The organism is Methyloceanibacter sp. (assembly GCF_050999895.1).
Lineage (GTDB): Bacteria > Pseudomonadota > Alphaproteobacteria > Rhizobiales > Methyloligellaceae > Methyloceanibacter.
In genome coordinates this window covers 19,826-42,131 of sequence record NZ_JBPCOU010000075.1, presented here as the reverse complement: position 1 = coordinate 42,131, position 22,306 = coordinate 19,826, and the positions used below count along the sequence as shown (strand labels likewise).

General features: G+C 62.7%; 22 protein-coding genes and 2 pseudogenes. 7 read left to right on the top strand and 17 right to left on the bottom strand.

The features are described from left to right. Positions 1 to 6: 6 nt before the first annotated feature. The 4 genes from ACR2J1_RS08410 to ACR2J1_RS08395 are packed head-to-tail and all read left to right on the top strand — an operon-like array spanning position 7 to position 4,141. Positions 7 to 282 carry a sarcosine oxidase subunit delta gene (locus ACR2J1_RS08410; protein WP_434018879.1) on the top strand — a complete coding sequence of 92 codons (276 nt, stop codon included), beginning with the start codon at positions 7 to 9 and terminating at the stop codon, positions 280 to 282. After that, entirely contained in the window at positions 279 to 3,257 is a 2,979-nt protein-coding gene (locus ACR2J1_RS08405) for a sarcosine oxidase subunit alpha family protein (protein WP_434018878.1), read from the top strand. Before ACR2J1_RS08410 ends, ACR2J1_RS08405 begins: the two co-directional genes overlap by 4 nt. Next, complete coding sequence (locus ACR2J1_RS08400; protein ID WP_434018877.1) at positions 3,250 to 3,879, top strand: sarcosine oxidase subunit gamma; 630 nt, start codon at positions 3,250 to 3,252, stop codon at positions 3,877 to 3,879. The genes ACR2J1_RS08405 and ACR2J1_RS08400 overlap by 8 nt, the downstream gene beginning before the upstream one ends. After that, on the top strand, positions 3,845 to 4,141 hold the full coding sequence (locus ACR2J1_RS08395) for a hypothetical protein (protein WP_434018876.1): 297 nt from the start codon (positions 3,845 to 3,847) through the stop codon (positions 4,139 to 4,141). The genes ACR2J1_RS08400 and ACR2J1_RS08395 overlap by 35 nt, the downstream gene beginning before the upstream one ends. A 218-nt stretch (positions 4,142 to 4,359) precedes the next feature. Here ACR2J1_RS08395 and ACR2J1_RS08390 read toward each other — a convergent pair. The 7 genes and pseudogenes from ACR2J1_RS08390 to ACR2J1_RS08360 form a co-directional block, all read right to left on the bottom strand. Then, a pseudogene (locus ACR2J1_RS08390) lies at positions 4,360 to 4,638 on the bottom strand (cytochrome P450); the annotation flags it as partial. Next, positions 4,598 to 4,909 (bottom strand): hypothetical protein, encoded by a 312-nt coding sequence (locus tag ACR2J1_RS08385; protein WP_434018875.1) that lies wholly within the window; start codon positions 4,907 to 4,909, stop codon positions 4,598 to 4,600. The pseudogene ACR2J1_RS08390 and the gene ACR2J1_RS08385, both read right to left, overlap by 41 nt. Before the next feature lie 623 nt (positions 4,910 to 5,532). Beyond that, positions 5,533 to 7,308: an SLC13 family permease gene (locus ACR2J1_RS08380; protein WP_434018874.1), complete on the bottom strand. Its 1,776-nt coding sequence runs from the start codon at positions 7,306 to 7,308 to the stop codon at positions 5,533 to 5,535. 217 nt (positions 7,309 to 7,525) lie between these two features. Beyond that, the gene (locus ACR2J1_RS08375; protein WP_434018873.1) at positions 7,526 to 7,939 is read right to left on the bottom strand and encodes a PRC-barrel domain-containing protein; all 414 of its coding nucleotides are present in this window, start codon (positions 7,937 to 7,939) and stop codon (positions 7,526 to 7,528) included. A 119-nt stretch (positions 7,940 to 8,058) separates the two neighbouring features. Next, positions 8,059 to 10,155, bottom strand: coding sequence for an AI-2E family transporter (locus ACR2J1_RS08370; RefSeq protein WP_434018872.1), 2,097 nt, complete (start codon positions 10,153 to 10,155; stop codon positions 8,059 to 8,061). Between the two features lie 191 nt (positions 10,156 to 10,346). Continuing rightward, positions 10,347 to 11,273 (bottom strand): YegS/Rv2252/BmrU family lipid kinase, encoded by a 927-nt coding sequence (locus ACR2J1_RS08365; protein WP_434018871.1) that lies wholly within the window; start codon positions 11,271 to 11,273, stop codon positions 10,347 to 10,349. A gap of 107 nt (positions 11,274 to 11,380) precedes the next feature. After that, complete coding sequence (locus tag ACR2J1_RS08360; protein ID WP_434018870.1) at positions 11,381 to 11,614, bottom strand: hypothetical protein; 234 nt, start codon at positions 11,612 to 11,614, stop codon at positions 11,381 to 11,383. A gap of 124 nt (positions 11,615 to 11,738) precedes the next feature. Between ACR2J1_RS08360 and ACR2J1_RS08355 the strand changes: the two genes are divergently transcribed. Then, on the top strand, positions 11,739 to 12,761 hold the full coding sequence (locus ACR2J1_RS08355; RefSeq protein WP_434018869.1) for a YihY/virulence factor BrkB family protein: 1,023 nt from the start codon (positions 11,739 to 11,741) through the stop codon (positions 12,759 to 12,761). A 19-nt stretch (positions 12,762 to 12,780) separates the two neighbouring features. Here ACR2J1_RS08355 and ACR2J1_RS08350 read toward each other — a convergent pair whose 3' ends face one another. Beyond that, positions 12,781 to 13,830 carry a sensor histidine kinase gene (locus ACR2J1_RS08350; RefSeq protein WP_434018868.1) on the bottom strand — a complete coding sequence of 350 codons (1,050 nt, stop codon included), beginning with the start codon at positions 13,828 to 13,830 and terminating at the stop codon, positions 12,781 to 12,783. A gap of 114 nt (positions 13,831 to 13,944) precedes the next feature. On the opposite strand from ACR2J1_RS08350, the pseudogene ACR2J1_RS08345 reads away from it, so the two are divergent. Together ACR2J1_RS08345 and ACR2J1_RS08340 are read left to right on the top strand one after the other, a co-directional pair. Further along, positions 13,945 to 14,295 (top strand): annotated as a pseudogene (locus tag ACR2J1_RS08345) (Crp/Fnr family transcriptional regulator); the annotation flags it as partial. A 190-nt stretch (positions 14,296 to 14,485) separates the two neighbouring features. Then, positions 14,486 to 14,731 carry a Crp/Fnr family transcriptional regulator gene (locus ACR2J1_RS08340; RefSeq protein ID WP_434018867.1) on the top strand — a complete coding sequence of 82 codons (246 nt, stop codon included), beginning with the start codon at positions 14,486 to 14,488 and terminating at the stop codon, positions 14,729 to 14,731. Positions 14,732 to 14,815: 84 nt separating this feature from the next. Here the strand turns inward: ACR2J1_RS08340 and ACR2J1_RS08335 are convergent, their stop codons facing one another. The 9 genes from ACR2J1_RS08335 to ACR2J1_RS08295 all read right to left on the bottom strand — a co-directional run bounded on the left by ACR2J1_RS08335 (position 14,816) and on the right by ACR2J1_RS08295 (position 22,288). Further along, positions 14,816 to 15,691: a 3-hydroxybutyryl-CoA dehydrogenase gene (locus ACR2J1_RS08335; protein ID WP_434018866.1), complete on the bottom strand. Its 876-nt coding sequence runs from the start codon at positions 15,689 to 15,691 to the stop codon at positions 14,816 to 14,818. A 94-nt stretch (positions 15,692 to 15,785) separates the two neighbouring features. Continuing rightward, a complete protein-coding gene (locus ACR2J1_RS08330; RefSeq protein WP_434018865.1) occupies positions 15,786 to 16,730 on the bottom strand; it encodes an electron transfer flavoprotein subunit alpha/FixB family protein in 945 nt (314 codons plus the stop codon). Continuing rightward, positions 16,731 to 17,480: an electron transfer flavoprotein subunit beta/FixA family protein gene (locus tag ACR2J1_RS08325; protein ID WP_434018864.1), complete on the bottom strand. Its 750-nt coding sequence runs from the start codon at positions 17,478 to 17,480 to the stop codon at positions 16,731 to 16,733. Between the two features lie 121 nt (positions 17,481 to 17,601). Continuing rightward, positions 17,602 to 18,315 carry a rhomboid family intramembrane serine protease gene (locus ACR2J1_RS08320; protein WP_434018863.1) on the bottom strand — a complete coding sequence of 238 codons (714 nt, stop codon included), beginning with the start codon at positions 18,313 to 18,315 and terminating at the stop codon, positions 17,602 to 17,604. A gap of 18 nt (positions 18,316 to 18,333) precedes the next feature. Next, the gene (locus ACR2J1_RS08315; RefSeq protein ID WP_434018862.1) at positions 18,334 to 18,909 is read right to left on the bottom strand and encodes a cob(I)yrinic acid a,c-diamide adenosyltransferase; all 576 of its coding nucleotides are present in this window, start codon (positions 18,907 to 18,909) and stop codon (positions 18,334 to 18,336) included. A 107-nt stretch (positions 18,910 to 19,016) separates the two neighbouring features. Next, positions 19,017 to 19,208: a twin transmembrane helix small protein gene (locus ACR2J1_RS08310; protein WP_434018861.1), complete on the bottom strand. Its 192-nt coding sequence runs from the start codon at positions 19,206 to 19,208 to the stop codon at positions 19,017 to 19,019. Between the two features lie 49 nt (positions 19,209 to 19,257). Further along, entirely contained in the window at positions 19,258 to 20,085 is an 828-nt protein-coding gene (locus ACR2J1_RS08305) for an SDR family oxidoreductase (protein ID WP_434018860.1), read from the bottom strand. Continuing rightward, positions 20,085 to 20,555: a TspO/MBR family protein gene (locus ACR2J1_RS08300; protein WP_434018859.1), complete on the bottom strand. Its 471-nt coding sequence runs from the start codon at positions 20,553 to 20,555 to the stop codon at positions 20,085 to 20,087. The genes ACR2J1_RS08305 and ACR2J1_RS08300 overlap by 1 nt, the downstream gene beginning before the upstream one ends. Positions 20,556 to 20,602: 47 nt before the next feature. Beyond that, on the bottom strand, positions 20,603 to 22,288 hold the full coding sequence (locus ACR2J1_RS08295; RefSeq protein ID WP_434018858.1) for an acyl-CoA dehydrogenase family protein: 1,686 nt from the start codon (positions 22,286 to 22,288) through the stop codon (positions 20,603 to 20,605). Positions 22,289 to 22,306: the final 18 nt, after the last annotated feature.

Below are 22,306 nucleotides of genomic sequence, written 5' to 3'. Positions count from 1 at the left end.
CCGCCCATGCGCATCAAATGCCCCTATTGCGGTGAGCGCGACGCCCAGGAATTTACCTATCTCGGCGCCGACCTGAAGAGACCGAACCCCTCCGCGCCGGGCGCCGATACAGCCTTCTTCGACTATGTCTATATGCGGCAGAACCCGGCTGGGGCTCTCGCCGAGCTTTGGTATCACGCTGGCGGGTGCCGCTCCTGGGTCAGAGTCGTGCGCGACACGCGCAACCACGAGATTGCGAGCGTTGAGCTCGCAAGGCCTTGCGAGCGCGGGGGCGCGACATGAGCCCCCGCGCAACCCGCGAGCCGTTCCGCACCGAGCCGGCGGGCGTGGTCGATCGAACACTTACGCTGAACTTCACCTTTGACGGCAAGCAATATACGGGCCGGCCGGGCGACACGCTGGCCTCGGCGCTGCTCGCCAACGGCGTGCATCTCGTCGGCCGCTCGTTCAAATACCATCGCCCTCGGGGGATCATGACGGCCGGCGCTGAGGAGCCGAACGCACTGATTGAAATGCGATCGGGCGCGCGGCGGGAGCCGAACATCAAGGCCACGATGGTCGAACTCTATGACGGTCTCGAAGCCGCGAGTCAGAACCGCTGGCCGTCGCTCAAGTTCGATCTGCTCTCGATCAACGGCCTGTTCAGCCCATTTCTGAGTGCCGGCTTCTACTACAAGACCTTCATGTGGCCGCGAACGTTCTGGAAGCTGATTTACGAGCCCCTTATCCGCAGAAGCGCCGGTCTCGGACGTCCCGCGCGCGAGCCGGACCCGGATCATTACGAAAAAGCGTTCGCGCATTGCGACCTGCTCGTGATCGGCTCCGGTCCGACTGGTCTGATGGCCGCACTCACCGCGGGCCGAGCCGGCGCCCGGGTGCTGCTTGCCGAGCAGGACTTTGCGCTCGGCGGGCGGCTGCTGTCGGAAAAAGTCAGCATCGATGACAAGCCCGCGCTCGATTGGTGTGCGTCCGTCGTGGACGAGCTTAAACGCCTCGACAATGTGCGCATCATGCCGCGCACCACCGTGTTCGGCGTCTATGATGGCGGCACCTACGGCGCGCTGGAACAGGTCAACGACCACGTTCCAGTGCCGCCCGAGCATGAACCGCGCGCACGCTCCTGGCGCATTGTCGCCAAGCGGGCGGTGCTTGCCTCCGGGGCCATTGAGCGCGGCATTGCGTTTGCCGGCAACGATTGTCCTGGCGTCATGCTTGGCTCCGCGGTCAGAACCTATTTGAACCGCTTCGGTGTCGCGCCTGGGACGCGCGCGGTCGTGTTCGCGAGCGGTGACGACGGCTGGACCACTGCACGCGATCTTGTGGCCGGCGGCGTTGTCGTCGAGGCCGTCGTCAGCGCCCAACCCGACCGGAGGGCCACGGAGCGCAGTCAGTCATGGCGGACTTTCACCAGCAGCGTGGTGGAAGGGACCAGAGGCGGCCATCGCTTGCGGGGCGTGACCGTGCGCGACGCCGAAGGCAGGCAGACCCAGATCGAATGCGATCTCCTTGCCGTTTCCAATGGCTGGAATCCGACGCTGCATCTCACCTGCCATTTGGGCGGCAAGCCTATATGGGACGAGACCATTGCTGCCTTCGTGCCGGGATCCTGCCCTCGCGGCATCAGCGTTGGCGGCGCGGCTGCCGGCCACCTCTGCCTCGCCGACGCCCTTGCCGATGGCGCACGCCTCGGCGCGGACGCTGCCCGCGACGCGGGCTTCACGGCTGACTCCAAAGTGCCAAACGTCGCGGGCGACCCCATTCCAGCGGCGACGCCGCTTTGGCGCGTCCCGGGCGTCAGCAAAGCCACCTTCGTCGATGTGCAGAACGACGTGACGATCAAGGACATGGCGCTCGCGAAGCGGGAAGGCTATGGCGCGTCCGAGCACGTCAAGCGCTACACAACGCTCGGCATGGGCACCGACCAGGGCAAGACGGCCAATGTGGTTGCGCTCGGCGTGCTCTCTGAGATGACTGGCAAGCCGATCCCGGAGATCGGCACCACGGGATTTCGGCCGCCTTACTCGCCGATCACGTGGGGCGCCCTTGCCGGCCATCATCGCGGCCCTGAGTTTCGTCCAAGGCGGCTGGCGCCATCGCATCGCTGGGCCGAGGAAAACGGCGCGGTGTTCGCGGAGGCCGGGTTTTGGCTCCGGGCGCAGTGGTATCAGCGGCCTGACGAAGCGACCTGGCAGGAGAGCGTCAACCGGGAAGCGGCGGCGGTGCGGCGCAGCGTCGGACTGTGTGACGTCTCCACGCTCGGCAAGATCGACATTCAGGGCAACGACGCCGGCGCATTTCTCGACGGCGTCTATATCAACAAGTTCTCCGCGCTGAAGGTCGGGCGGGCCCGCTACGGCGTGATGTTGCGTGAGGATGGTTTCGCTATGGACGACGGCACGACGGCCCGTCTTGGCGAAAATCATTTCATCATGACCACGACGACCGCCAATGCCGGCAAGGTCATGCAGCATCTGGAGTTCTGCCGGCAGGTGCTATGGCCCGAGCTTGACGTTCGCCTGGTCACGGTCTCCGACCATTGGGCGCAATATGCGGTCGCCGGCCCCAACGTGCGCAAGGTTCTCGGTAAACTTGTCGATGCGCCTTTCGATATTTCGCACGAGGCGTTCCCTTTCATGGGGGCAGGCGACCTCGCGATTTGCGGCGGCGTGCCGGCGCGGCTGTTCCGCGTGTCCTTCTCCGGCGAACTGGCCTATGAGCTTGCGGTTCCGGCCCGTTACGGCGATGCGGTCGTGCGCGCAATTATGAACGCCGGCGCCGAGTTCGATATCACGCCCTACGGCGCCGAGGCGCTCAATGTGCTGCGCATCGAGAAGGGTCACGCGGGCGGCCCGGAGCTGAACGGGCAGACCACGGCGGCCGATCTAGGCCTTGCCGGCATGATGGCAGACAAGGAGTTCATCGGCCGGGTCCTGGCCGCGCGCCCTGCCCTCACCGATCCATCCCGGCCCATGCTAATTGGCATCAAGCCCGTCGACCCGGCGCAGACGCTGACGGCAGGCTCTCATTTTCTTCCGGTTGGCGCGGATACAACTGCGGTGAACGATTCCGGTCATTTGACCTCGGTGGCGTGGTCCCCGGAACTCGGCCACGACATCGGCATCGGCTTCCTCAAGAACGGGAAAGAGCGCCTCGGCGAGCGCATCCGCGCCGTCGATCTCCTCCGCGGCAAGGATGTGGAATGCGTGGTGTGTTCGCCGGTCTTCGTGGATCCTGAAGGGAAGCGCGCCCGTGTCTGATTTCCGACTCTCCGTGCGGCACCCCTTCGGCGACCTGATGCAGCCCGGCCGCCATGGCCGTCTTGCCGATGGTCCGTGCCCAATATCCTTGAAGGAACGGCGCGATCTCGCGCTGCGCGTCATATCGGGCAACGCGGGCCAAGCCGACGCCATCGCTGCCGCCGTACTCTCCTTAACGGGCCTTCAACTCCCCTTGGAAGCGGCCGGCGTGAGCGAGAACGGTCTCGCCCTCATCGGGACGGCCCCTGGCCAATGGCTCGCCGTCGCCGAAGGCCGCAGTGGCCATGCGCTACTCGAGAGCTTGCGAACGGCGCTCGCTGGACTCGCGTCCATCGTCGATCAATCGGACGGGAAGGCTGTGTTGGAGATGTCCGGACCGCGCGCCCGCGACACGCTCGCCAAGGGCTGTGCGCTCGATCTTCACCCAAGCGTGTTCCTGCCGGGGAGCGCCGCGACGACACCCGTCGCCTTGATCGATTGCCAACTCTGGCAGATCGATGCGAAGCCAACCTACGGACTGGCGATACCGACAAGCTACGCCGAAAGCTTCTGGTCCTGGCTGACGGCCTCCGCCGCGGAATACGGCTATGACGTCATGCCTGCCGAGGAGCTGGAAGCCTGAAGCGTTACTGACTGACGGCGCCGACGATCCGCTTCGCGTGCTCGACCGAACGCTCATGCGCGTCGGCAACGACGAGTACACGCGCCAGAACCAGTCCTACGGGTTGACCACGCTTCTTACCGAGCACATCGAAAGCAAAGGCTCGCGGATCAGATTCTCGTTTCGCGGCAAGAGCGGCAAGACGTTCGAGGCTGAGCTCAGCGATCGGCGCGTCAGGGCCGTGCTGTCCTTGCGCGTTTCCGTGGCCGCAACCGCCACCTGAGCCGGGAAGCCCTGCCTAGCAGACGCCCGTCGCACATCCCCCATGACGAATCGGCTCTGGGGAAGAGTCGGGATCCGGGAAAGGTCGATTGCCAAGTCCTGCGGCGGAACAACGTAGCGTAGTTCCTTGGTCAGCATGTGCAGCGCCATCGTCATGAGCGCGAGGGTCGTATCCTCACAGGGGGAGCGGTGACTTGTCGCCGCCTCGCCACCACCTTTCGGGATAAACGCGAAGCGACCCGGCTCGCCTTGCAGAAATCGCTCCGGCTGAAATTCCTCCGGAGCGGGAAAAATTCGTTCATCATGATTGGTGCCGTAAAGATCGAGCAGCACCCAATCTCCCTTGTCAAAGCGATGGTCTCTCCAATCGAAGTCTGTCCTGACGCGGCCGGCGATAAACGGGAAGAAGGGATAAAGGCGGCGGACCTCCTGCGCGAAAGCGCGCGCGTACGCTGTCTCACCTTGCGCGAGCCGCGCCGCACAGGACCGGATACTCATGCAGCGCGAGTGCGATGAAGACGATAAAACGCGCGACGGCCACCGTGGGCCGCAATACGTTGATCAGCTCCACGACGGCGGCGTCCGTGGTTAGAAAACTGCCGTCGGGTTCGCGATGCTCGGCAATGACCCGAACCGGGGCGGTCGGATCGTAGCGAAGCTTTCCGGAGCGAACGTCCTCGATGATATCTCGTGCCCAGCGTTCGCATCGCCCGCGCAGCCATTGCGCGCGCCAATTGCGAGGACCGATCGACCCGCTCGCCTCGATCATCGCCCCGAGTTCGAGCAGTTCGCTTCTTCACGTCGCTTTCGCTGAGCGTGATGCCGGCCCAAGCGCAACCGCCGCGGCAGAGAATTTCCTGCAACTCGTCGAAAAGGACGATCTGCTTCCGCGCTTCCCAGCCCGGCAGCTTGTCGCGCCAAGCCTCGGATGTAAGCGCCGTCAGCCGCGCGACCTCCTGCGGACCGAGCATGTCCGTGACCAAGCGCTTGCGATGGCGGTGATGCTCTCCATCGAGACCTTGGACGCTGCCATAATCCTGAAGCAACTTCGCCTGTGTCGCGGGGATAGCGCCGACGCGCGTGAAGTTCTCGCTGCCGTAGAAATTCCGCGCGGCCTCCTCACCCCTTATGCTGGTCACGCGCTAGCAGGAGACGCGTTTCGAACATGTCGCTTCGGAGCGCTCGGCAGCGATTGGCGATGAAGCGGTAGCCCTCCCGCACCACGGCAAGCGTGCTGTCGAAGGCGGGATCACGCGGGAGCGTGCGCTCGGGCTCCCGGGCACCGTAAACTGGCGTTTCCCCGGTATTTTTTGCATGGCTGACCCTGCGGGCTGGAGGTGGCACTTACCTAGTGGGCGAACGCGGCATTCCCGGGGCAGGTCGCGACCGGGTTCAGAGGGGCCAAACCAGGGCGATCAGCGGCACCCCGACCATAACCACAATCAAGGATAGCGGGAGGCCGAGCCGCCAATAGTCGCCGAAGCGATATCCCCCCGGTCCCATCACCAGCGTGTTGCACTGATGCCCGATCGGCGTCAGGAAGTCGCAGGCCGCCCCGATCGCCACCGCCATGAGGAAGGAATCGGGATTGAGCCCAATCTGCTTGGCGAAGGTCGCGGCGATTGGCGCCATGACGAGAACCGTCGCGGCATTGTTCAAGAATGGCGTGACGGCCATGGCGACCACAAGCAGCAAGGCCAAGGCGAGTATCGACGGCATTCCGGACGCCATCATCGACAACCCCGACGCGATGAGATCGGTCGCGCCGGTGGTACGCAGCGCGTCACTGACCGGGATAAGCGCGCCGAGCATGATCAGGATCGGCCATGCGATGGCATCGTAGGCGGCACGCAGGGTTAGGGACTTGACGAGCAGAAGGAGCACGGCGGCCCCAAAAAACGCGACGCTGATCGTGACAACATTAAAGGCGACAAGCCCCATCGCTAAAGCGAGAATGCCGATAGGCAGAAGGCTTGCCTTCCGGCCGATGCGGAGATCCCGCTCCGCGAGAGGAAGGCAACGCAACTCACCGAGAGTTTCGGGCATCGTGGTCAGATTGCCTTGCAGCACAATCACGTCGCCCGTCTTGAGCTTTACGGAGCGCAAGCGTTGCGCGATGCGCCGACCCTTGCGGCTCACTGCCAAAAGATTGACGCGATGGCGATCGAACAATTGCAACTGGCCAACGGACGCGCCGACAAGCTCGGACTCCGGCATGATCACCGCTTCCATCACGCCGATTTCGTCTGTGGGCGTATCGCCATTCTGGGTCTTCTTGTCGTCGCGCGTGAGCTTCAAATTCTCCAAAACGACGATCCGCTCCAGCGCCGACGGCTCGCCCTGTAGGATGAGAATATCGTCCGCCTTGATCACGACATTGCCGGCCGGCTCGTAGCGGCGCTGCCGGCCCCGGAGGAGCGTGATCACTTCCACCTCCCCCTCGCCGAGATCCTCGAGCGCCTTGATGGTCCCGCCGACCGCCGGAGAGCCTTCGGGAATGAGGACTTCGGTCGTGTAGGCTTCCAGGTTGAAGGCCGCCTCCATCGTTGCCGCCCCCTTGCGATCCTGGGGCAGCAGTCTCCACCCGAAAATCAGGAAGATGAAACCCACGATGGCGATTCCTGCGCCGACCGGTGTGAAGTCGAACATCCCGTAAGGCTCGCCGAGAATCTGTTCGCGGACGCGGGACACGATGATGTTGGGAGAGGTGCCGACCAGCGTCACGATGCCCCCCAGCAGCGCCCCGAAGGACATCGGCATTAGCAGGGAGGAAGCCGATGTGCCCGTGCGCCGCGAAAGCTGGAACGCGATGGGCATCAGCATGGCCAGCGCGCCAATATTCTTCACGAAGCCCGACATGATGGTGACAGACCCGACAAGGGCGATAAGCTGGCGCTGAACGGTGACGAGATAAGGTCCGAGCGCTCTAACCGCGCGCTCTATGACGCCGGAGCGTGCGACCGCGGCGCTGACGACGAGCGCGCTGCCAACGATAATCACGATGTCGTCGCTGAATCCCGTGAAGGCTTTATCGGCGGGGACGATTCCGACCCCGACCGCGGCAAGCAGCGCCAAGGACGCGACAAGGTCGTAGCGCCAGCGGCCCCACACAAACAGGACCATCATCCCGGCGACGATGCCCACTGCAAGTCCTTGATCAAACGTCATGATTTACGGCGCAAGAGCGCCCCCCTCTGGATCGTTTTTAAGATATGGCGTAAAACGCGGATGCGGCAGCGGGCGATGGCGGTAACGGAGAAGGAAGACGGGGAGGAAAAACTCAAGGAAATGGCGATGGGAGGTGGCTGGAAGCCCATCGGGCATTGTCGCCTCCCCCCATCGCCTTATCTAGCGGCAATATTTTACCGCCGAACTCGGATCAAACCTAGCCGGCCTGCTTCTTGGCGGGCATCCAGCGGTTGTTGTCGCGGTCGAACGTGTAGCCAGGGGCGCTCTCCAGAGCTTCCTTGGTGGTGTTCATGACGAGATATTGGTCGCCATTCTTCTCCGCCATCTTCAGGGCACTGAACGGAACTGCAACATCCTTTTCGCCGACGCCGAGGAAGCCGCCGACGCCGATGATAACGGCGCTGATACGCCCATCCTTGTCGAGGAGGACATCATTGACGTCGCCGATCTTGTTCTCTTTCTCATCATAGACGTCCTGCTTGTAGATATTGCTGACAGTATAGGCCTCGCCCGGAATCGCGGTCAGGGTATTGGCATCATCGGTCGCCGCGATGGCCGGCATGGTGGCGAGGGAAACGGTAATCGCCAGGGCGGACAAAAGCGTTCTCATGGGTGGTCTCCTCTAATTGGTTCGCGGGGGGATCGCGTCGGACAAACGCGGGGGGCCGCCACCCGTTCCGCCGGCGGAGCGCTTTATCGCCGGCCCTTTGACCGTATGGCGGGAGGGCCTTAATGCGCTTCAACCGCGCCCTTTTTTCGTGGCCCGCCTTTGACCGGGCGAGGATTTTTTGAACCTCCCGCAATCAGGGAGAGTGCAGCGTCAACGACTGGCGAAGTGCCGACCGCCTCCGTCGCGGCCGCGTCAGTCGGCACTACAGTCTCAGGGAGGAGTTCGACGTCGGCCAGGTTGGCCTCCGGCCGCTTGGCGGCCTCCATCACGTACTCGGCCGCGTCCTTCAGGGTGGTTCCATAGGCATCGGCTTCCGCGGTTGCCTCCAAAGACTTGATCATGCCCGCGTCGTCGTCGCGCCAATACGCCACCAGAATCTTGCAGCCCTCGGGAAGAATCCGCCGCAGGCGGCGCACCAGATAGCGCACATGAGCAGGCGTGCTTCCAACGCCGAGATAGGACAGACAAACAAGCTTGGCTGTCGACGTCTCCAGGGATTCAATTTGTCCCGCGGAGATCGCCTCGCGCTCGACGGAGCGGGCATTTAGCCCATGCTTGCGCAGAAGGCCGGCGAGCACCGCGCCTGCGGCTTCATCAAGCGCTGTGCGGCCGCCGATGCAGAGAACGGAATCCTCGCCCGCCCATCCCGGCCCGAGTTCGCCCCGTTCAAGGATCGGCAGGGATTCGTCGTCGCCCTCCTCGAGGCTTGTCAATGAGGCGAGCCCACCTTCGGGCTTCTCTTCGCTCTCTTCGGCGGGCTTGCTGCGAAACCACCGTCGCGGCTCGAACTCCGCGAGGTTTTCCATGACCTCTTGCACGGTTGAATCGATGAGCTCCAAATTCGACTTGTCGAGGACGCCGCGCTCTGCGTCCCTTTCGGCAAGCTGCAAGCCCTTGAGCGCAACCGTATCGAGATAGTTCACGAGCGGGCGCCCGTCTTTCAGGAACATCTCCGCCTGATAGGTCGCCTCGGAAGAATCGCCGATGAGAACGCGCTGATAAAAGCTCTGTTCCGGGGTGAAGGCCGGCTGGTCGCCGAGCAGCACTTCGAAGAAATTGAGGGCCTCGATGTGACGCCCGAGCACCACGAGGCAGACCGTGAGTGGCATGGCGAGCAGCAGCCCGAGCGGGCCCCAGAGCCAAGTCCAGAAGATGGTCGAGATGATCACCGCGATGGGAGAAAGGCCGGTGCCGTGGCTATAAACGAGAGGCTCGACCACCTGGCCCATCGCCATCTCGGACACGAGATAGAATATGCCGACCAGCAGGAACGTCGTCCAACCCGGCTCCACGACGGCGGCGAGAAGCAACGGGGGGGCGGCCGCTATGAACGATCCGACATAGGGGACGAAACGCATCAGCGTGGCGAGCACGCCCCAAACGATCGGACTCGGCACGCCAATCATCCACAGGCCCAAGGTTATGAACACGCCATAGGCGGAGTTGATGAGGACTTGGCTGAGGAAATATTTGCTGAGCCGTTGCTCCGCGTCGGTTGTCGCGGCCGACGCGCGCTGAAGGTCGGACGCGCCGAAAAGCCGGATAAGACGATCGCGGAGATCCTCCCGCTGCAGCAGGATGAAGATAACGAAAAGCAAAATAATGCCGATCATGGCGAGCGGCGGGAGCAGCACCTCCAGAATCTGCTGATAAAGCTCAAGAGGCCGCGGCCCGGGCTCGCGTATCTCGACCTGAAGCGGCTCCTTGCCTTCGACTTGATCGGGCGTAACCGCTTCGGCGCCGACGGATGGGTTGGGCCGAGGGTTGGCAAGCTCGAGATCAAGCCGCTCCAGCGCCTCGCTTGCACGCTTTAGAACGGGCGAGTCGACGGCGGACTTCCGTACCGAGCTAACCTTCTCGGTCAGGGTGGCCTGATAGACCGGCAAGTCCTGCGCGAGCTGACCAAGCTGTTGGGATATCAGCCAGCCGATTCCAAGCAGAATCGCGAATGCGCACGAGACCACAATGCCGACACCGAGCACGCGCGGCACCTTGAAGCTACGCAGAAAAATAAGCGGTGGCGTCAGCACGAAACTAATGAGGACGGCGAGCGCGAGAGGGATCAGCACGTCGCGCGCGAAATACAACGCCGCCACGATGATTGCTGCGATTAATAGCCCTTGCAGTATGGCGAGGCGGCTATCGTCGCTTGACATGAAAATTGAGCCGAGCCGTCTTGGCGGCATGGAGACCTCCTACAGGCGTCCGCCGGCCCGGCACTCGCGCGCCGCCCGGGGAGGAAAGACCATACTATCGAAGGGTTGGTGGTGCCTTTTGCTTAAAACGCCCGAGCAAATTCAAGGCCTAGAAAGCGTACAAACGCCGGCCCCGCATGCAAAGTTCCCAATTAGGTCAGTGCGTTCTTCGCGGCCGATCTGCCCACACAGGCAAGCCCCAGATGACCTGGCGGCAGTGTGCGCGGCACCACAACTGTGAGCGCCTCGCGCTCGAGGCTGAACTCGGCGGGAGTCCCGGCGCAGATCTCGCCGTCGACATTCACAGCGCGCGGCTTCCGCGTGCGCAACGTGACGCGCGATGCGGTGTGCCGCTCCAGCACCTCCGGCTTCGGACCCAGGCCAAAGCGCATATAGGCAAGCGCGGCGAACAGCTGCCAGTACCGGCCGGGGCGCACGATGTAGACATCAAGCAGCCCATCGTCGATAGAGGCATGGTCAGATACAGTGAGACCCCCGCCGTGGAAGCGGCCATTACCTACGCTCACTTGATAGGCGAGGCCGCTTAGGGAAGGACGATCATCGATCTGGACGTCGATGGTAAACGGCTGCGCGCCGTGCACCGCCTGCCTGAGGCTTGCGCCATAGCTGAAGATTCGCAAACGCCGCTTCAGCTGGGAGGATTGCGCTTCCGCAACGTCGACGGGAAGGCCGATGCTCGCGACGTTGAGAAAAGGCCGTCCGTTGATCACCCCTACGTCGATGCGGTGTTCGACACCCTCGATTGCGACCTGAGCAGCTTCCGCAAGATCGATTCCGACGCCGATCGTTTTCGCGAAGTCATTCGCGGTGCCGAGCGGCAACACGGCGACGGGCTTTCCGAGCGCAAGAAGCTGGGGCAGCGCGCATGAAATTGTGCCGTCACCTCCACCGATCACGATGCGGGCGCTCGAAGGACCATGCTGCATGATCGCTTGAGCCAAGTGGTCGGCTGAGCTTGTCTTGATGACCCGCGTATTTCGATGGTCTCTGAGCAGGGTCTCGAGTTCGCGCAATGCCGCTTCGGCGCGGGACGCTCCCGGATTCACCAGGATCAGCATTGAAGGTGCGGGCTCGCGCAATCGAAGCGTCCATGAGAAACAAAACAGGTGCTGATGACACAGCTTAAAAGGGAAGTAACGTCCGCAACGAAAGGGAAGGTTGGGTGTTATAAGTCTGAGGACTGTTTGTCGTTCTTTTCACTTGCCCGACGCAACGTCTCTTCCGTCTCGCCGGTGTCATGTTTTTCGCCGCTGATGACGGCACCGGCGACCTCTGCTGGGATATCGGCCCGCAAGAGCCGCCCGGCTCGGTCTGCACTCGGTGCATCCGCCTCTTCAGGGCGGCTAATCTTTTGGTTTGCCGTCCTGATCTCGTCCGCTTTGGTATCGCGCTTGGCCATGGCTTAGAAACGTGACGCGAAGGACTTTCGTTCCGAAAGTCTCGTATATACCGGTCAGGCCGCAGAGGCGCGGGAACGGTAGAATGAATGAAGCATTGTCCAACTGATCTCACTGGCAATATCCATGGCTCCCAAGCAAGACCCCTACGGCCGCGACGCGCGTCAGCCTTTTCATATTCCCCTGAAAGGTTGGATGCAGGTCGCCCACAGAGTTTGGACTGAAAGCGGACGTGACAATCTTTCGGTCGTGGCCGCCGGCTGCGCCTTCTATGCGCTTTTTGCGCTGTTTCCAGTCTTAGCGGCGATCATCTCCGTCTATGGCCTGACGACCAACCCGGAGACCGTCGAGCAGCAATTCTCGATTCTCGGCTCGGTCCTGCCGACCCAAGCCTATGACATGGTCATCCAACAGATCCATCATGTCGCTGCAACCTCCAGCCGCACGCTTGGATGGAGCCTGACCTTAAGCGTGCTCATCGCGCTTTGGAGTGGCAACGCCCTCACCCAAGCCATGTTCGCGGCGCTCAACATAGCCTACGAGGAACCCGAGGACCGCAACCTGCTGCGCTACTATCTCAGCGGTTTCGCTTTCACGATTGCCGCCCTCGCTGGGGCCCTCGCTGCACTGCTGGCGGTCTTCTACGTGCCCATCATGTTTGCCTATGCGGGCTTCTCACAAGCCTTCGAGCGTGTCGTTGCCATTGCGCGTTGGCCGTTGCTTGCCATCGTCGTGCTCTTCCTGCTTGCGCTGCTCTATCGCTACGGACCTTGCCGTCGCAGCGCCAAATGGCGCTGGGTTACCGCCGGCTCGCTGTTCGCCACCATCGTCTGGCTCTTCGCCTCGGCCGGGTTCTCGCTATACGTCACGAACATCGCCAACTACGACCGCACTTACGGCTCGCTTGGCGCGGTGATCATTCTGCTGTTGTGGCTGTACATCTCCTTCTACATCGTCCTGCTCGGCGCGGAGATCAACGCGGAGCTCGAGCTGCAGACCGCCCAAGACACGACGCGAGGAGAAACCAAACCGATCGGGAAGCGCGGCGCTTTCGTCGCAGATCATGTCGCTGGCGGACCGGGCGGCGACAAGCGGCCGATCAGTCCCGTGACACGCGATCCTTCGAAGGCCAAGTCTGGCAGCTCCTAACGCCCCGGCGGTACAATCGTCAGGCTCGTTCGGGGCCTGTCGTAACCGCCAGAGTGAATGAGCAACGCAGCCCCTCGGGACGCCACTGAAGCACGGGCTCCGCGGCCTCCTGTCTCCGCGTCAGACGCTCGAGCAGCGTTATGCCGAAGCCTTTCGCCAAAGGCGCCGAGACCAGGGGTCCGCCAGTCTCCTCCCATACGACGCGCAGGCTCGTGCCCAAATTGGGTTCTTCTGACGCCACAAGATCGAAGACGACGCGCACGTGGCCATCGGCGTTGGAGAGCGCGCCGTATTTCATTGCATTGGTGGCGAGTTCGTGCAGCACCAGCACCACGGTTTGCGTGTCGTGCGCGTTGAGGCAAACATCCTGCGTCTTGATATCGATGCGATGGCCAACGCCCAGCGCCGCGAGCGTCTGCGCGACAAGCTCTTGCAAGGCCACGTGACGCCAATCGGCGCGAAACAGCAACTCATGCGCCGCAGTCAATCCGCGCAACCGGGCCTGAAACGCCGTGACGAAATCCTGTGCCTCTGGGCGCCGCTCGGCGGTCATGCTCACGAGGCTGCTCACGACGGAGAGTAGGTTCTTCATGCGATGGGAGAGTTCGCGATTGAGCAGCTCGTGATACTCCAACGATCGCGACCTGCCGGTGACGTCGAAGCCGAGCCCCGCCATCACGCTGGCCTCCCCCTCGTCCCCCCTCTCGACCACGCGTCCTTGAACGCAGATCCAAACGACGGCCCCATTATCCTCCCTCCGGAGGCGGAACTCCTGCGACCAGTCCTGATCGCTTTTGCTTGCCTCCTGCAGCGCGATCCGGAGAAGGGCAGTGTCCTCACCATGAACAACGTCGAGGAATCGGCTTGTCCGAAGCTTTAGGGCGTAGGCGCCGAGCCCGAGCAGGGATGCCAGTTGCGCGTTGACATGGATCTCACCGGCGGTGACGTGCCATTCCCAAACACCAGCGCCTCCCGCCTCGGCGGCGCGCCGCAGTCGCGCCGGGTCTTCCAGCGGCGAAGATCGACTGTCGCCGCGGGTGTAACCGTTGCGGGTAGCCGAGAGCTCCACACTATTCGAGGTAAGGGCCGTGGTAGCCTCTTGGCCACGGAATGGCCGTGCGATAGGTTCGTCAAACGCCTGAGTGTGGGTCGCACGGACCAGCCTGTCATTAAACTATGACACATGGCCCAGTGCCCGTGGGGGATAAGGCGCATGTCGACGTTAACCCCCTTCAGCTACGAGGTGCCGTGCAGCGCCTGTCCCCTGCGCAGTAGCGAGGTCTTTCGGCCGATTGCCGACGAGGAGATCGACTTTATCGCCACATTGAAGACGGGCGAGCTGCGCACCGGGCCGGGATCGACCGTGCTCCGGGAAGGCACCCAGTCGGAGCATCTCTTCACGCTCTTGGAAGGCTGGGCCTTCCGTTACAAAATTCTGAGCGACGGCCGCAGGCAAGTCACGAGCTTCGTGCTGCCGGGAGACTTCATCGGCCTGCAATCTTCCACGCAAGGCGACATGGACCATTCCGTGGAAACCCTGACTTCGGTCGCGCTTTGCACGTTTCCCCGCAGCCGGATCTGGGAACTGTACAAGCACTGTCCGAGCTTGGCCTTCGACATCACCTGGCTTGCCGCCAGCCAGGAGATTCTTCTCGACGAGAACCTGCTCAGCATCGGCCGCAGGAACGCCGAGGAGTGCATGGCCTATTACATCGTGCATCTCTATGTCCGTGCCGCCGGGGAATGTCGGGCTCGCCATCGATGGGCGCGTGCGGTTTCCCTTCACGCAAGAGCATCTTGCCGATGCTATCGGATTATCGCTCGTCCACACCAACAAGACGCTGAAGCGGCTGTCCGCCCGCGGCCTGTTCAAGTGGGAGCATGGCTGGTGCATGGTCCCGGACCTGCAAGCTCTGGCAGCGCTTGCAAAGTTCGACCTGAACCAGCCGCGCAGGCGTCCCCTGATCTAATTGTGCCAAAAAAGATGCAGCGCGGCGCGCATCACGCAACGACCCGTGAGCCCGTTCGTCACGAACGCGCGAATCCTGACGTCGTTAGCGGGTCGGCATCGGCGTGTCGCCGCGATAGTCGTAGAAGCCCCGGTGCGTTTTCCGCCCGAGCCAACCGGCCTCCACATATTTGACCAACAGCGGACACGGCCGGTATTTTGAATCGGCAAGACCCTCGTAAAGAACCTGCATGATGGAGAGGCAGGTATCGAGACCGATAAAGTCCGCAAGCTGCAATGGTCCCATGGGATGATGTGCGCCGAGCCGCATCGCGGTGTCGATGGCATCCACCGAACCTACGCCCTCATAGAGGGTGTAGACCGCTTCGTTGATCATCGGCAGCAGGATGCGATTGACCATGAAGGCGGGGAAGTCCTCGGAAACGGCGACGGTCTTACCGAGGGCGTCGACGAATTCTCTGGTGCGGGCGAAGGTGACGTCGTCGGTGGCGATGCCGCGGATCATCTCCACGAGTTCCATCACCGGCGCCGGATTCATGAAATGCAGGCCGATAAAATGCTCCGGCCGGTCCGTCGCTGCGGCAAGCCGCGTGATGGAGATGGACGATGTGTTGGTGGAGACGATGGCGTCTGGCTTGAGATAGGGACAGAGCGCCACGAAAATCTTGCGCTTTACCGTCTCCTCCTCGGTGGCGGCTTCCACCACGAGATCGGCGTCGGCAAAGTCGGCAAAGCTCTCGGCAAATTTGATGCGGGCGAGCGTTCGCTTCTTTTCCTCTTCGTCGATCTTTCCGGACGCCACCTGTCGGGTCAGATTCTTGTCGATGGAACTGAGCGCCTTGTCGAATCGGTCCCGCTCGAGGTCGTTCACAGCCACGTCGAATCCGGAAAGCGCGACGACATGGGCAATGCCGCTGCCCATCTGCCCTGCCCCGACGATACCGATTTTCTTGATGGGCATGGCCTCAGGATCCCGCGATGAGCTGGGATCTACAAGGGTTCGCGCTGCACCCGGTACGATGTCGTCCATTGTCATTCCTCATGAATCCGCTGACTCAATATCCTGCCTTTTTCAGCTCGGCATCGAGCTCCGGAAGGACCGTGAAGAGATCCCCGACCAAGCCGTAATCGGCGACCTGAAAGATAGGCGCCTCGGCATCCTTGTTGATGGCCACGATAACTTTGGAGTCTTTCATTCCAGCCAGATGCTGGATCGCGCCGGAAATGCCGATGGCAATGTAAAGATCCGGCGCCACCACCTTTCCGGTCTGTCCGACCTGATGATCGTTGGGCATGTAGCCGGCATCGACCGCGGCCCGGCTGGCGCCGACGGCCGCGCCGAGGCGATCGGCGAGCGGCTCAAGCAGCGTCTTGAAATTGTCGCCCGATTGCATGCCGCGCCCGCCCGAGATAACGATACGCGCGGCCGTGAGCTCAGGCCGTTCGCTGACGCTGATATCGCTGCCCTCGAAGCTGGAGAGCCCGAGCGGCGCAGGTGCATCGACTGCCTCGATCGCCGCCGAGCCGCCCTCGCCTGTCGCATCGAACGCCGTCGTACGGACCGTTGCGACGATGATCTTGTCGCTGGTCTCCACCGTCTCCAACGCGTTGCCGGCATAGATAGGGCGCACGAAGGAGCTTGGGGATTTCACCTCGACGATATCGGAGATCTGACCGACATCGAGCAGCGCCGCGACCCTGGGCAACACATTCTTGCCGAAGGTGGAGGCCGGTGCGAGCAGCACGCCATAGTTCTGCATCAGCGGCAGGACGGTGTTTGCTGCCTCCTCCGCGAGGCGTTGCGAGAGATGTGGAGCGTCGGCGACGAGCACCTTGCGCACACCGGCAAGCTTGCCCGCTTCCTCGGCGACGCCGTTGCAGTCCTGCCCGATCACGAGAATATCGACATCGCCGCCGAAGGCCTTGGCGGCCGTGAGCCCCTTGGCCGTGGCCGGCGCGAGCGCCTTGTTGTCATGCTCTGCGAGCAGCAGGACCGCCATCTAAAGGACCCCCGCCTCGTTTTTAAGCTTCTCGACGAGAATCGCAGCACTATCGACCTTGATGCCGGCAACGCGGCCCTTGGGCTCGGTGACCGAGATAATTTTGAGCCGCGGCTTGATGTCGACGCCCAACGTCTCCGCCGTCGTCTCGTCGATCGCCTTCTTCTTCGCCTTCATGATGTTCGGCAGTGAAGCGTAGCGCGGCTCGTTCAGGCGAAGGTCGGTGGTAATTACGGCAGGGCGGGACAGGAGCAGCGTCTCCAGCCCGCCATCGACTTCGCGCGTGACTTTCACCTTGTCGCCTGCCAACGCAATCTTGGACGCGAACGTGCCCTGCGGCCAGCCAAGCAATCCGGCCAGCATCTGACCCGTCTGATTGCAGTCATCGTCGATGGCTTGCTTGCCCATGATGACAAGATCGGGCTTCTCGGTCTCGACCACGCTTTTCAAAATCTTGGCGACGGAAAGCGGCTCGACCGTCGCATCGGTTTTCACGAGGATCGCGCGATCCGCGCCCATGGCGAGAGCCGTGCGCAATGTGTCCTGCGCTTTCACGCCGCCGATCGAGATGGCGATGATTTCGGTCGCCTCGCCGCGCTCTTTGATGCGGACGGCCTCCTCGACGGCGATCTCGTCGAAGGGATTCATCGACATCTTGACGTTGGCAAGGTCGACCCCGCTGCCATCGGATTTGACGCGGACCTTGACGTTGGAATCGATGACCCGTTTAACGGGTACGAGTATTTTCATGCGGCTAGTCTTTCCCGCACCTAGATGGGCCCCAAGCCACTGATCTCGCAACTGCGAAATGGCCCGGACGGTACTTCTGGCAGGGACGCAAGTCAAGGTTTCTACGGCTTTTTGCCACGGTTTAGGCACCGCCTCGCGTCTTGTCGAACAGCGGTACACCGCGCCGCCGCATAAACAGAATGAGGACGGCGCCGGCTGCCAATCCGCCGATATGGGCCCACCAGGCAACGTTTTCCTCGCTGTCGATCAGGAGATTCCCGAACTGCGCGAGGATCCAGATGCCGAGAGCCCAGGACGCGGTGATCTTCAGCGGAATCCGCCAGAGCGCGAGCACCCAGACCTTAACCTTGGGGTGAAGGATGAGATAGGCCGCGATGATGCCTGCCACCGCGCCGCTCGCCCCGATCAGCGGCAGGTCCGACTGCGGCAGCATCCAGGAATGCAACACCGCCGCGAAGATCCCGCACATCAGATAGAACATGATGAAGCGGATATGGCCCATGGCGTCTTCGACATTGTCGCCGAACACCCAGAGAAACAGCATGTTGCCAAGCAGGTGGATCCAGCTCCCATGCAGGAACATGTAGCTGATAAGGGTGAAACGCTCCGGCACGGGAAGCGCGCCGGTGGCGAAGAACGGCCGGCTTTCGGGAGATGGTGCGAAGAGCTCCGCCGGGACGACGGCGAAGGCTGCCGCGTTCTCATTGTCGAGCGGAATGATCCAGCCGGTCTGGAAGATGACGTAAATGGCGACGTTGAGCACGATGATCGCCACCGTCACGTACTGGTAGTCGATGCGCTTTAGGGGGTTGGTATCGTGGAGGGGGATGAACACAGAGGACTCATAACCGCGCTATCGATTCTGTCCAGGAACCCACAAGACGTCGGCCTCACCTTTGTCGTTCGCGTAGCGGCCCGCAACGAACAGGAAATCCGAAAGCCGGTTGATGTAGCGCAAGGCCGCATCGCCGACGCGCTCGCTAGGTCGCGCGGCAAGCTCGACCATAAGGCGCTCAGCGCGACGGGAGACGGTGCGCGCCAGGTGCAAAAAGCTCGCCGCCGGCGAGCCTCCGGGAAGCACGAAGGAGCGCAAGGGCTGGAGCGCGCGGTTCAGCTCATCGATTTCGCTCTCGAGGCGATCGACTTGCGCATCGCTCACGGAGAGGCGCCCGCGCGCATCCTTGCTCTCGTCGGGAAAGCATAGATCGGCGCCGAGATCGAACAGATCGTTTTGGATGCGCCCGAGCATGGCCTCGAGCGTGGGTTCGTGCTGCGTGTGGAGGCGCGCAAGGCCGATGGCGGCATTGGTCTCGTCGAGGGTGCCATAAGCCTCCACGCGCAAATCGGACTTTAGGACGCGCTGCCCCGAGCCGAGCGCGGTCGTGCCGTCATCGCCGGTCCGCGTGTAAATCTTATTGAGGACAACCATCAAACACCAGCCCGGGGAACCTGTGGCCCGCAGGTTTATCGCCATTTTAGCGACTTTAGCGTAGCACGCCCCGAAGGGGGGTCAAGCTTTCGTTATGCGGCCCTGGCTTACTTGCCCGCGAGATAGATGGCGGCCATCACGAGGCAAAGCGCCAGCAATTGCAGCACCACGCGCCAGCGCATGAGGGTCTGGCTGCGGTTTGGGTTGCCGCCGCGCATCATGTTCCACATGCCGAACAGCAGCACGATGCCTACCGCGGCAAGCGCCACCGGAATGGCATATTTCAGCAATTCTTCCATGAATGTGTTCCCCAGCAACCGCCAGCGTCTTCCGCGCGGCGGCGGCACTCTAGTTCCGGATCGCTATCGCGTCGAGGGCACGGGTTGGGAGCATCCGCCGCAACAGGGCCGCAACATAAGTCGGCACCGTAACGTAGTAACGCGCCTTCGGCTTGGGGCGCTCCAGTGCTGCAATGAGCTTGTTCACCACCGCCTCCGGCCCAAGCTTAAAGGTTTGATCGCCGCCCTGCTCCATGCGCGAAAGCCGGTCTCGATAGATGCCTCGGTGGGCGGAACCTTGGAGATCGATATTGCGGCGATAGGCGGCGAGCGCATTCTCAAGGAAGCGCGATGCGATTGGCCCGGGCTCGATCAAGACCACGTGGACGCCGCTGCCCCCAAGCTCCATGCGCAGCGCATCGGCCAAGGCCTCGATGGCAAATTTCGATGCGCAATAGGCGCCGCGATACGGTCCGACGACGAAGCCGAGCACCGAAGAACAGAACACGATGCGCCCGCCGCCGTTGGCGCGCATCGCCGGCAGCACGCGGCAGGTCAGATCATGCCAGCCGAACACATTGGCCTCGAACTGGGCGCGTAGGACGTCCGGCGTGAGATCCTCGACCGCGCCCGGCTGGCCGTAAGCGCCGTTATTGAAGAGCGCGGTGAGCCTTCCGCCGGTCGCGTCGAGCACGTGCGCCGCTGCGTCCGCGATCGAAGCGGCCTCGGCGTAATCGAGATACAGGCTTTCGACACCCACCTTGTCGCGCAAGCGCTCCAGGTCCTCCGGCTTTCGCGCCGTGGCGAAGACGCGCCAGCCGCGGTCCTTGAGCATGCGCGCCGCGCACATTCCGATTCCCGACGAACAACCCGTGATCAGGATGCTACGCTCGGGCATCAGCTATTCAGAAGCCAGATGGCAGCGTTGAGCGCCGTCGCGAAGCAGACCCACATCACATAGGGGATCAAAAGCAAGGCGGCGACGCGGCTGACGCGGTCGAAGAAAACGATGGTGATGACGATGGCGACCAGCAGCGCGAGAACAACGCCGAGGCCGAGCGCAACGTTGTGCATCCAGAAGAAGGCGACCGACCACAGCACGCCGACGACGAGCTGGATGCCGAACCAAGTTAGCGCAAGCTTCTTGTCGGACGCCGCGGCCGTCGCACGCCATACCATCCACGCAGACACTGCCATCAAGCTGTAGAGAATCGTCCACGCGATCGGAAAAGCGATGTTGGGCGGTGTGAAGCCAGGTTTCGCCAGCGTGGCATACCAATCGAGATTGGGTCGCGTCACTGCGCCGCCAATCATCCATGCCGCAAAGCAAGCCAGCGCCGCAATGATCGGAACGGCGACAGAACGCATTGGCCGCGAATCGGATCGCATCGTGTCCTCGATAAGATTTGAGCGAGCTAGCCTTCGAGCAGGCGGCGCGCGATCACCTGCGCCTGAATCTCAGCAGCGCCCTCGAAGATCGACAGAATGCGGGCGTCGCACAAAACGCGGCTGACGGGATATTCGAGCGCGAAGCCGTTGCCGCCGTGAATCTGCAACGCATTGTCGGCGGCAGACCAAGCCACGCGCGCGGCGAGGAGCTTGGCCATGCCGGCTTCCAGATCGCAGCGGCGGCCCGCATCTTTCTCCCGGGCGGCGAAATAGGTGAGCTGGCGTGCAAGCAGGATCTCCGCCGCCATCATGGCGACTTTGTCGGCGACGCGCGGGAAGTTGATGATCGGCTTACCGAACTGCACCCGCTCTGTCGCGTAGCGCAGACCGAGATCTAGCGCGGATTGCGCGACGCCGATGGCGCGCGCTGCGGTCTGGATGCGCGCAGCCTCGAAGGTCTGCATCAGCTGCTTGAAGCCCTGGCCTTCGGCCTCCCCGAGGAGATTTGCCGCCGGCACCGCGAAGCTGTCGAAGGAGATGTCGAATTCCTTCATACCGCGATAGCCGAGCACCGCGATCTCGCCGCCCGACATGCCGTCGCCGGGGAACGGCCGATCGTCGGTGCCGCGCGGCTTCTCGGCCAGGAACATGGAAAGGCCGCGATAGCCTTTTTCCGTCGGATCGGTGCGTGCCAGCACCGTCATCATGTCCGCGCGCGCCGCGTGCGTGATCCAGGTCTTCTGCCCGGTGATGCGATAGTCCTCGCCGTCCTTCACCGCGCGCGTCGTGATCGATGCGAGATCAGAGCCGGTATTCGGCTCGGTAAAAACTGCCGTCGGCAGCACCTCGCCGCTCGCAAGGCGCGGAAGCCAGGACTGCTTCTGCTCCTCGGTGCCGCCATTCAGGATCAGCTCGGCGGCGATTTCCGAGCGCGTGCCGAGCGAGCCGACGCCGATATAACCGCGCGACAGCTCCTCGGAGACGACACACATGGCCTCCTTGCCGAGACCGAGGCCGCCAAACTCTTCCGGGATCGTGAGCCCGAACACGCCGAGCTCGGCCATCTGCCCGATCAGCTCTAACGGCACGTATTCGTCCTTGAGGTGCCACTCATGCGCCTTGGGTGTGACCTCGGCATCGCAGAAGCGGCGCATCTCGTCGCGCATGGCGTCGAGCGTCTCATCGAGTCCGGGGTCGCCGAAGGCCGCGTAGCCCTGCGCATCCTTGATCAGCTCGACAACGCGGGCGCGGGTTGCAGGCGTTGTCGCCGTGATCAGCGCCTTGACGTCGGGGCTGAGAAAAGCAGAGACGTCTTTTTCGCTGAGACCGACTTCATGCGGACGCAGGAACTCGCCCTGGCTCATCATCACGCCGCCGGCAAGCTGCGACAGATATTCCGCCGTACCGATCTGCGCGAGCAGCGCCTCCAGCTCGCCGAAGCGTCCGTCCTCCTGCATGCGTCGCGCATAGCTGTCGATCTGAAGGATTGCCTCGACATAGGTAGCGAGCCAGGCAAGGCCGTGAGCTGCGTGCTGGTCGCGCTCCAGCGCGGCCGCATCGATCTTGCCGCCGGAAACGACCTTGGCAGCTACACCGGCAACGGCCTTGTCGCGCAGCGCCACGGCCGCTTCACCCGCGGCATCGAGGAGGGGAATGAGATCGGCGACGCCGCCCGTCTCGCGGTCCGCCGAGATATCTTCAGCGACTGTCACGGAGATCGATCCTCATTG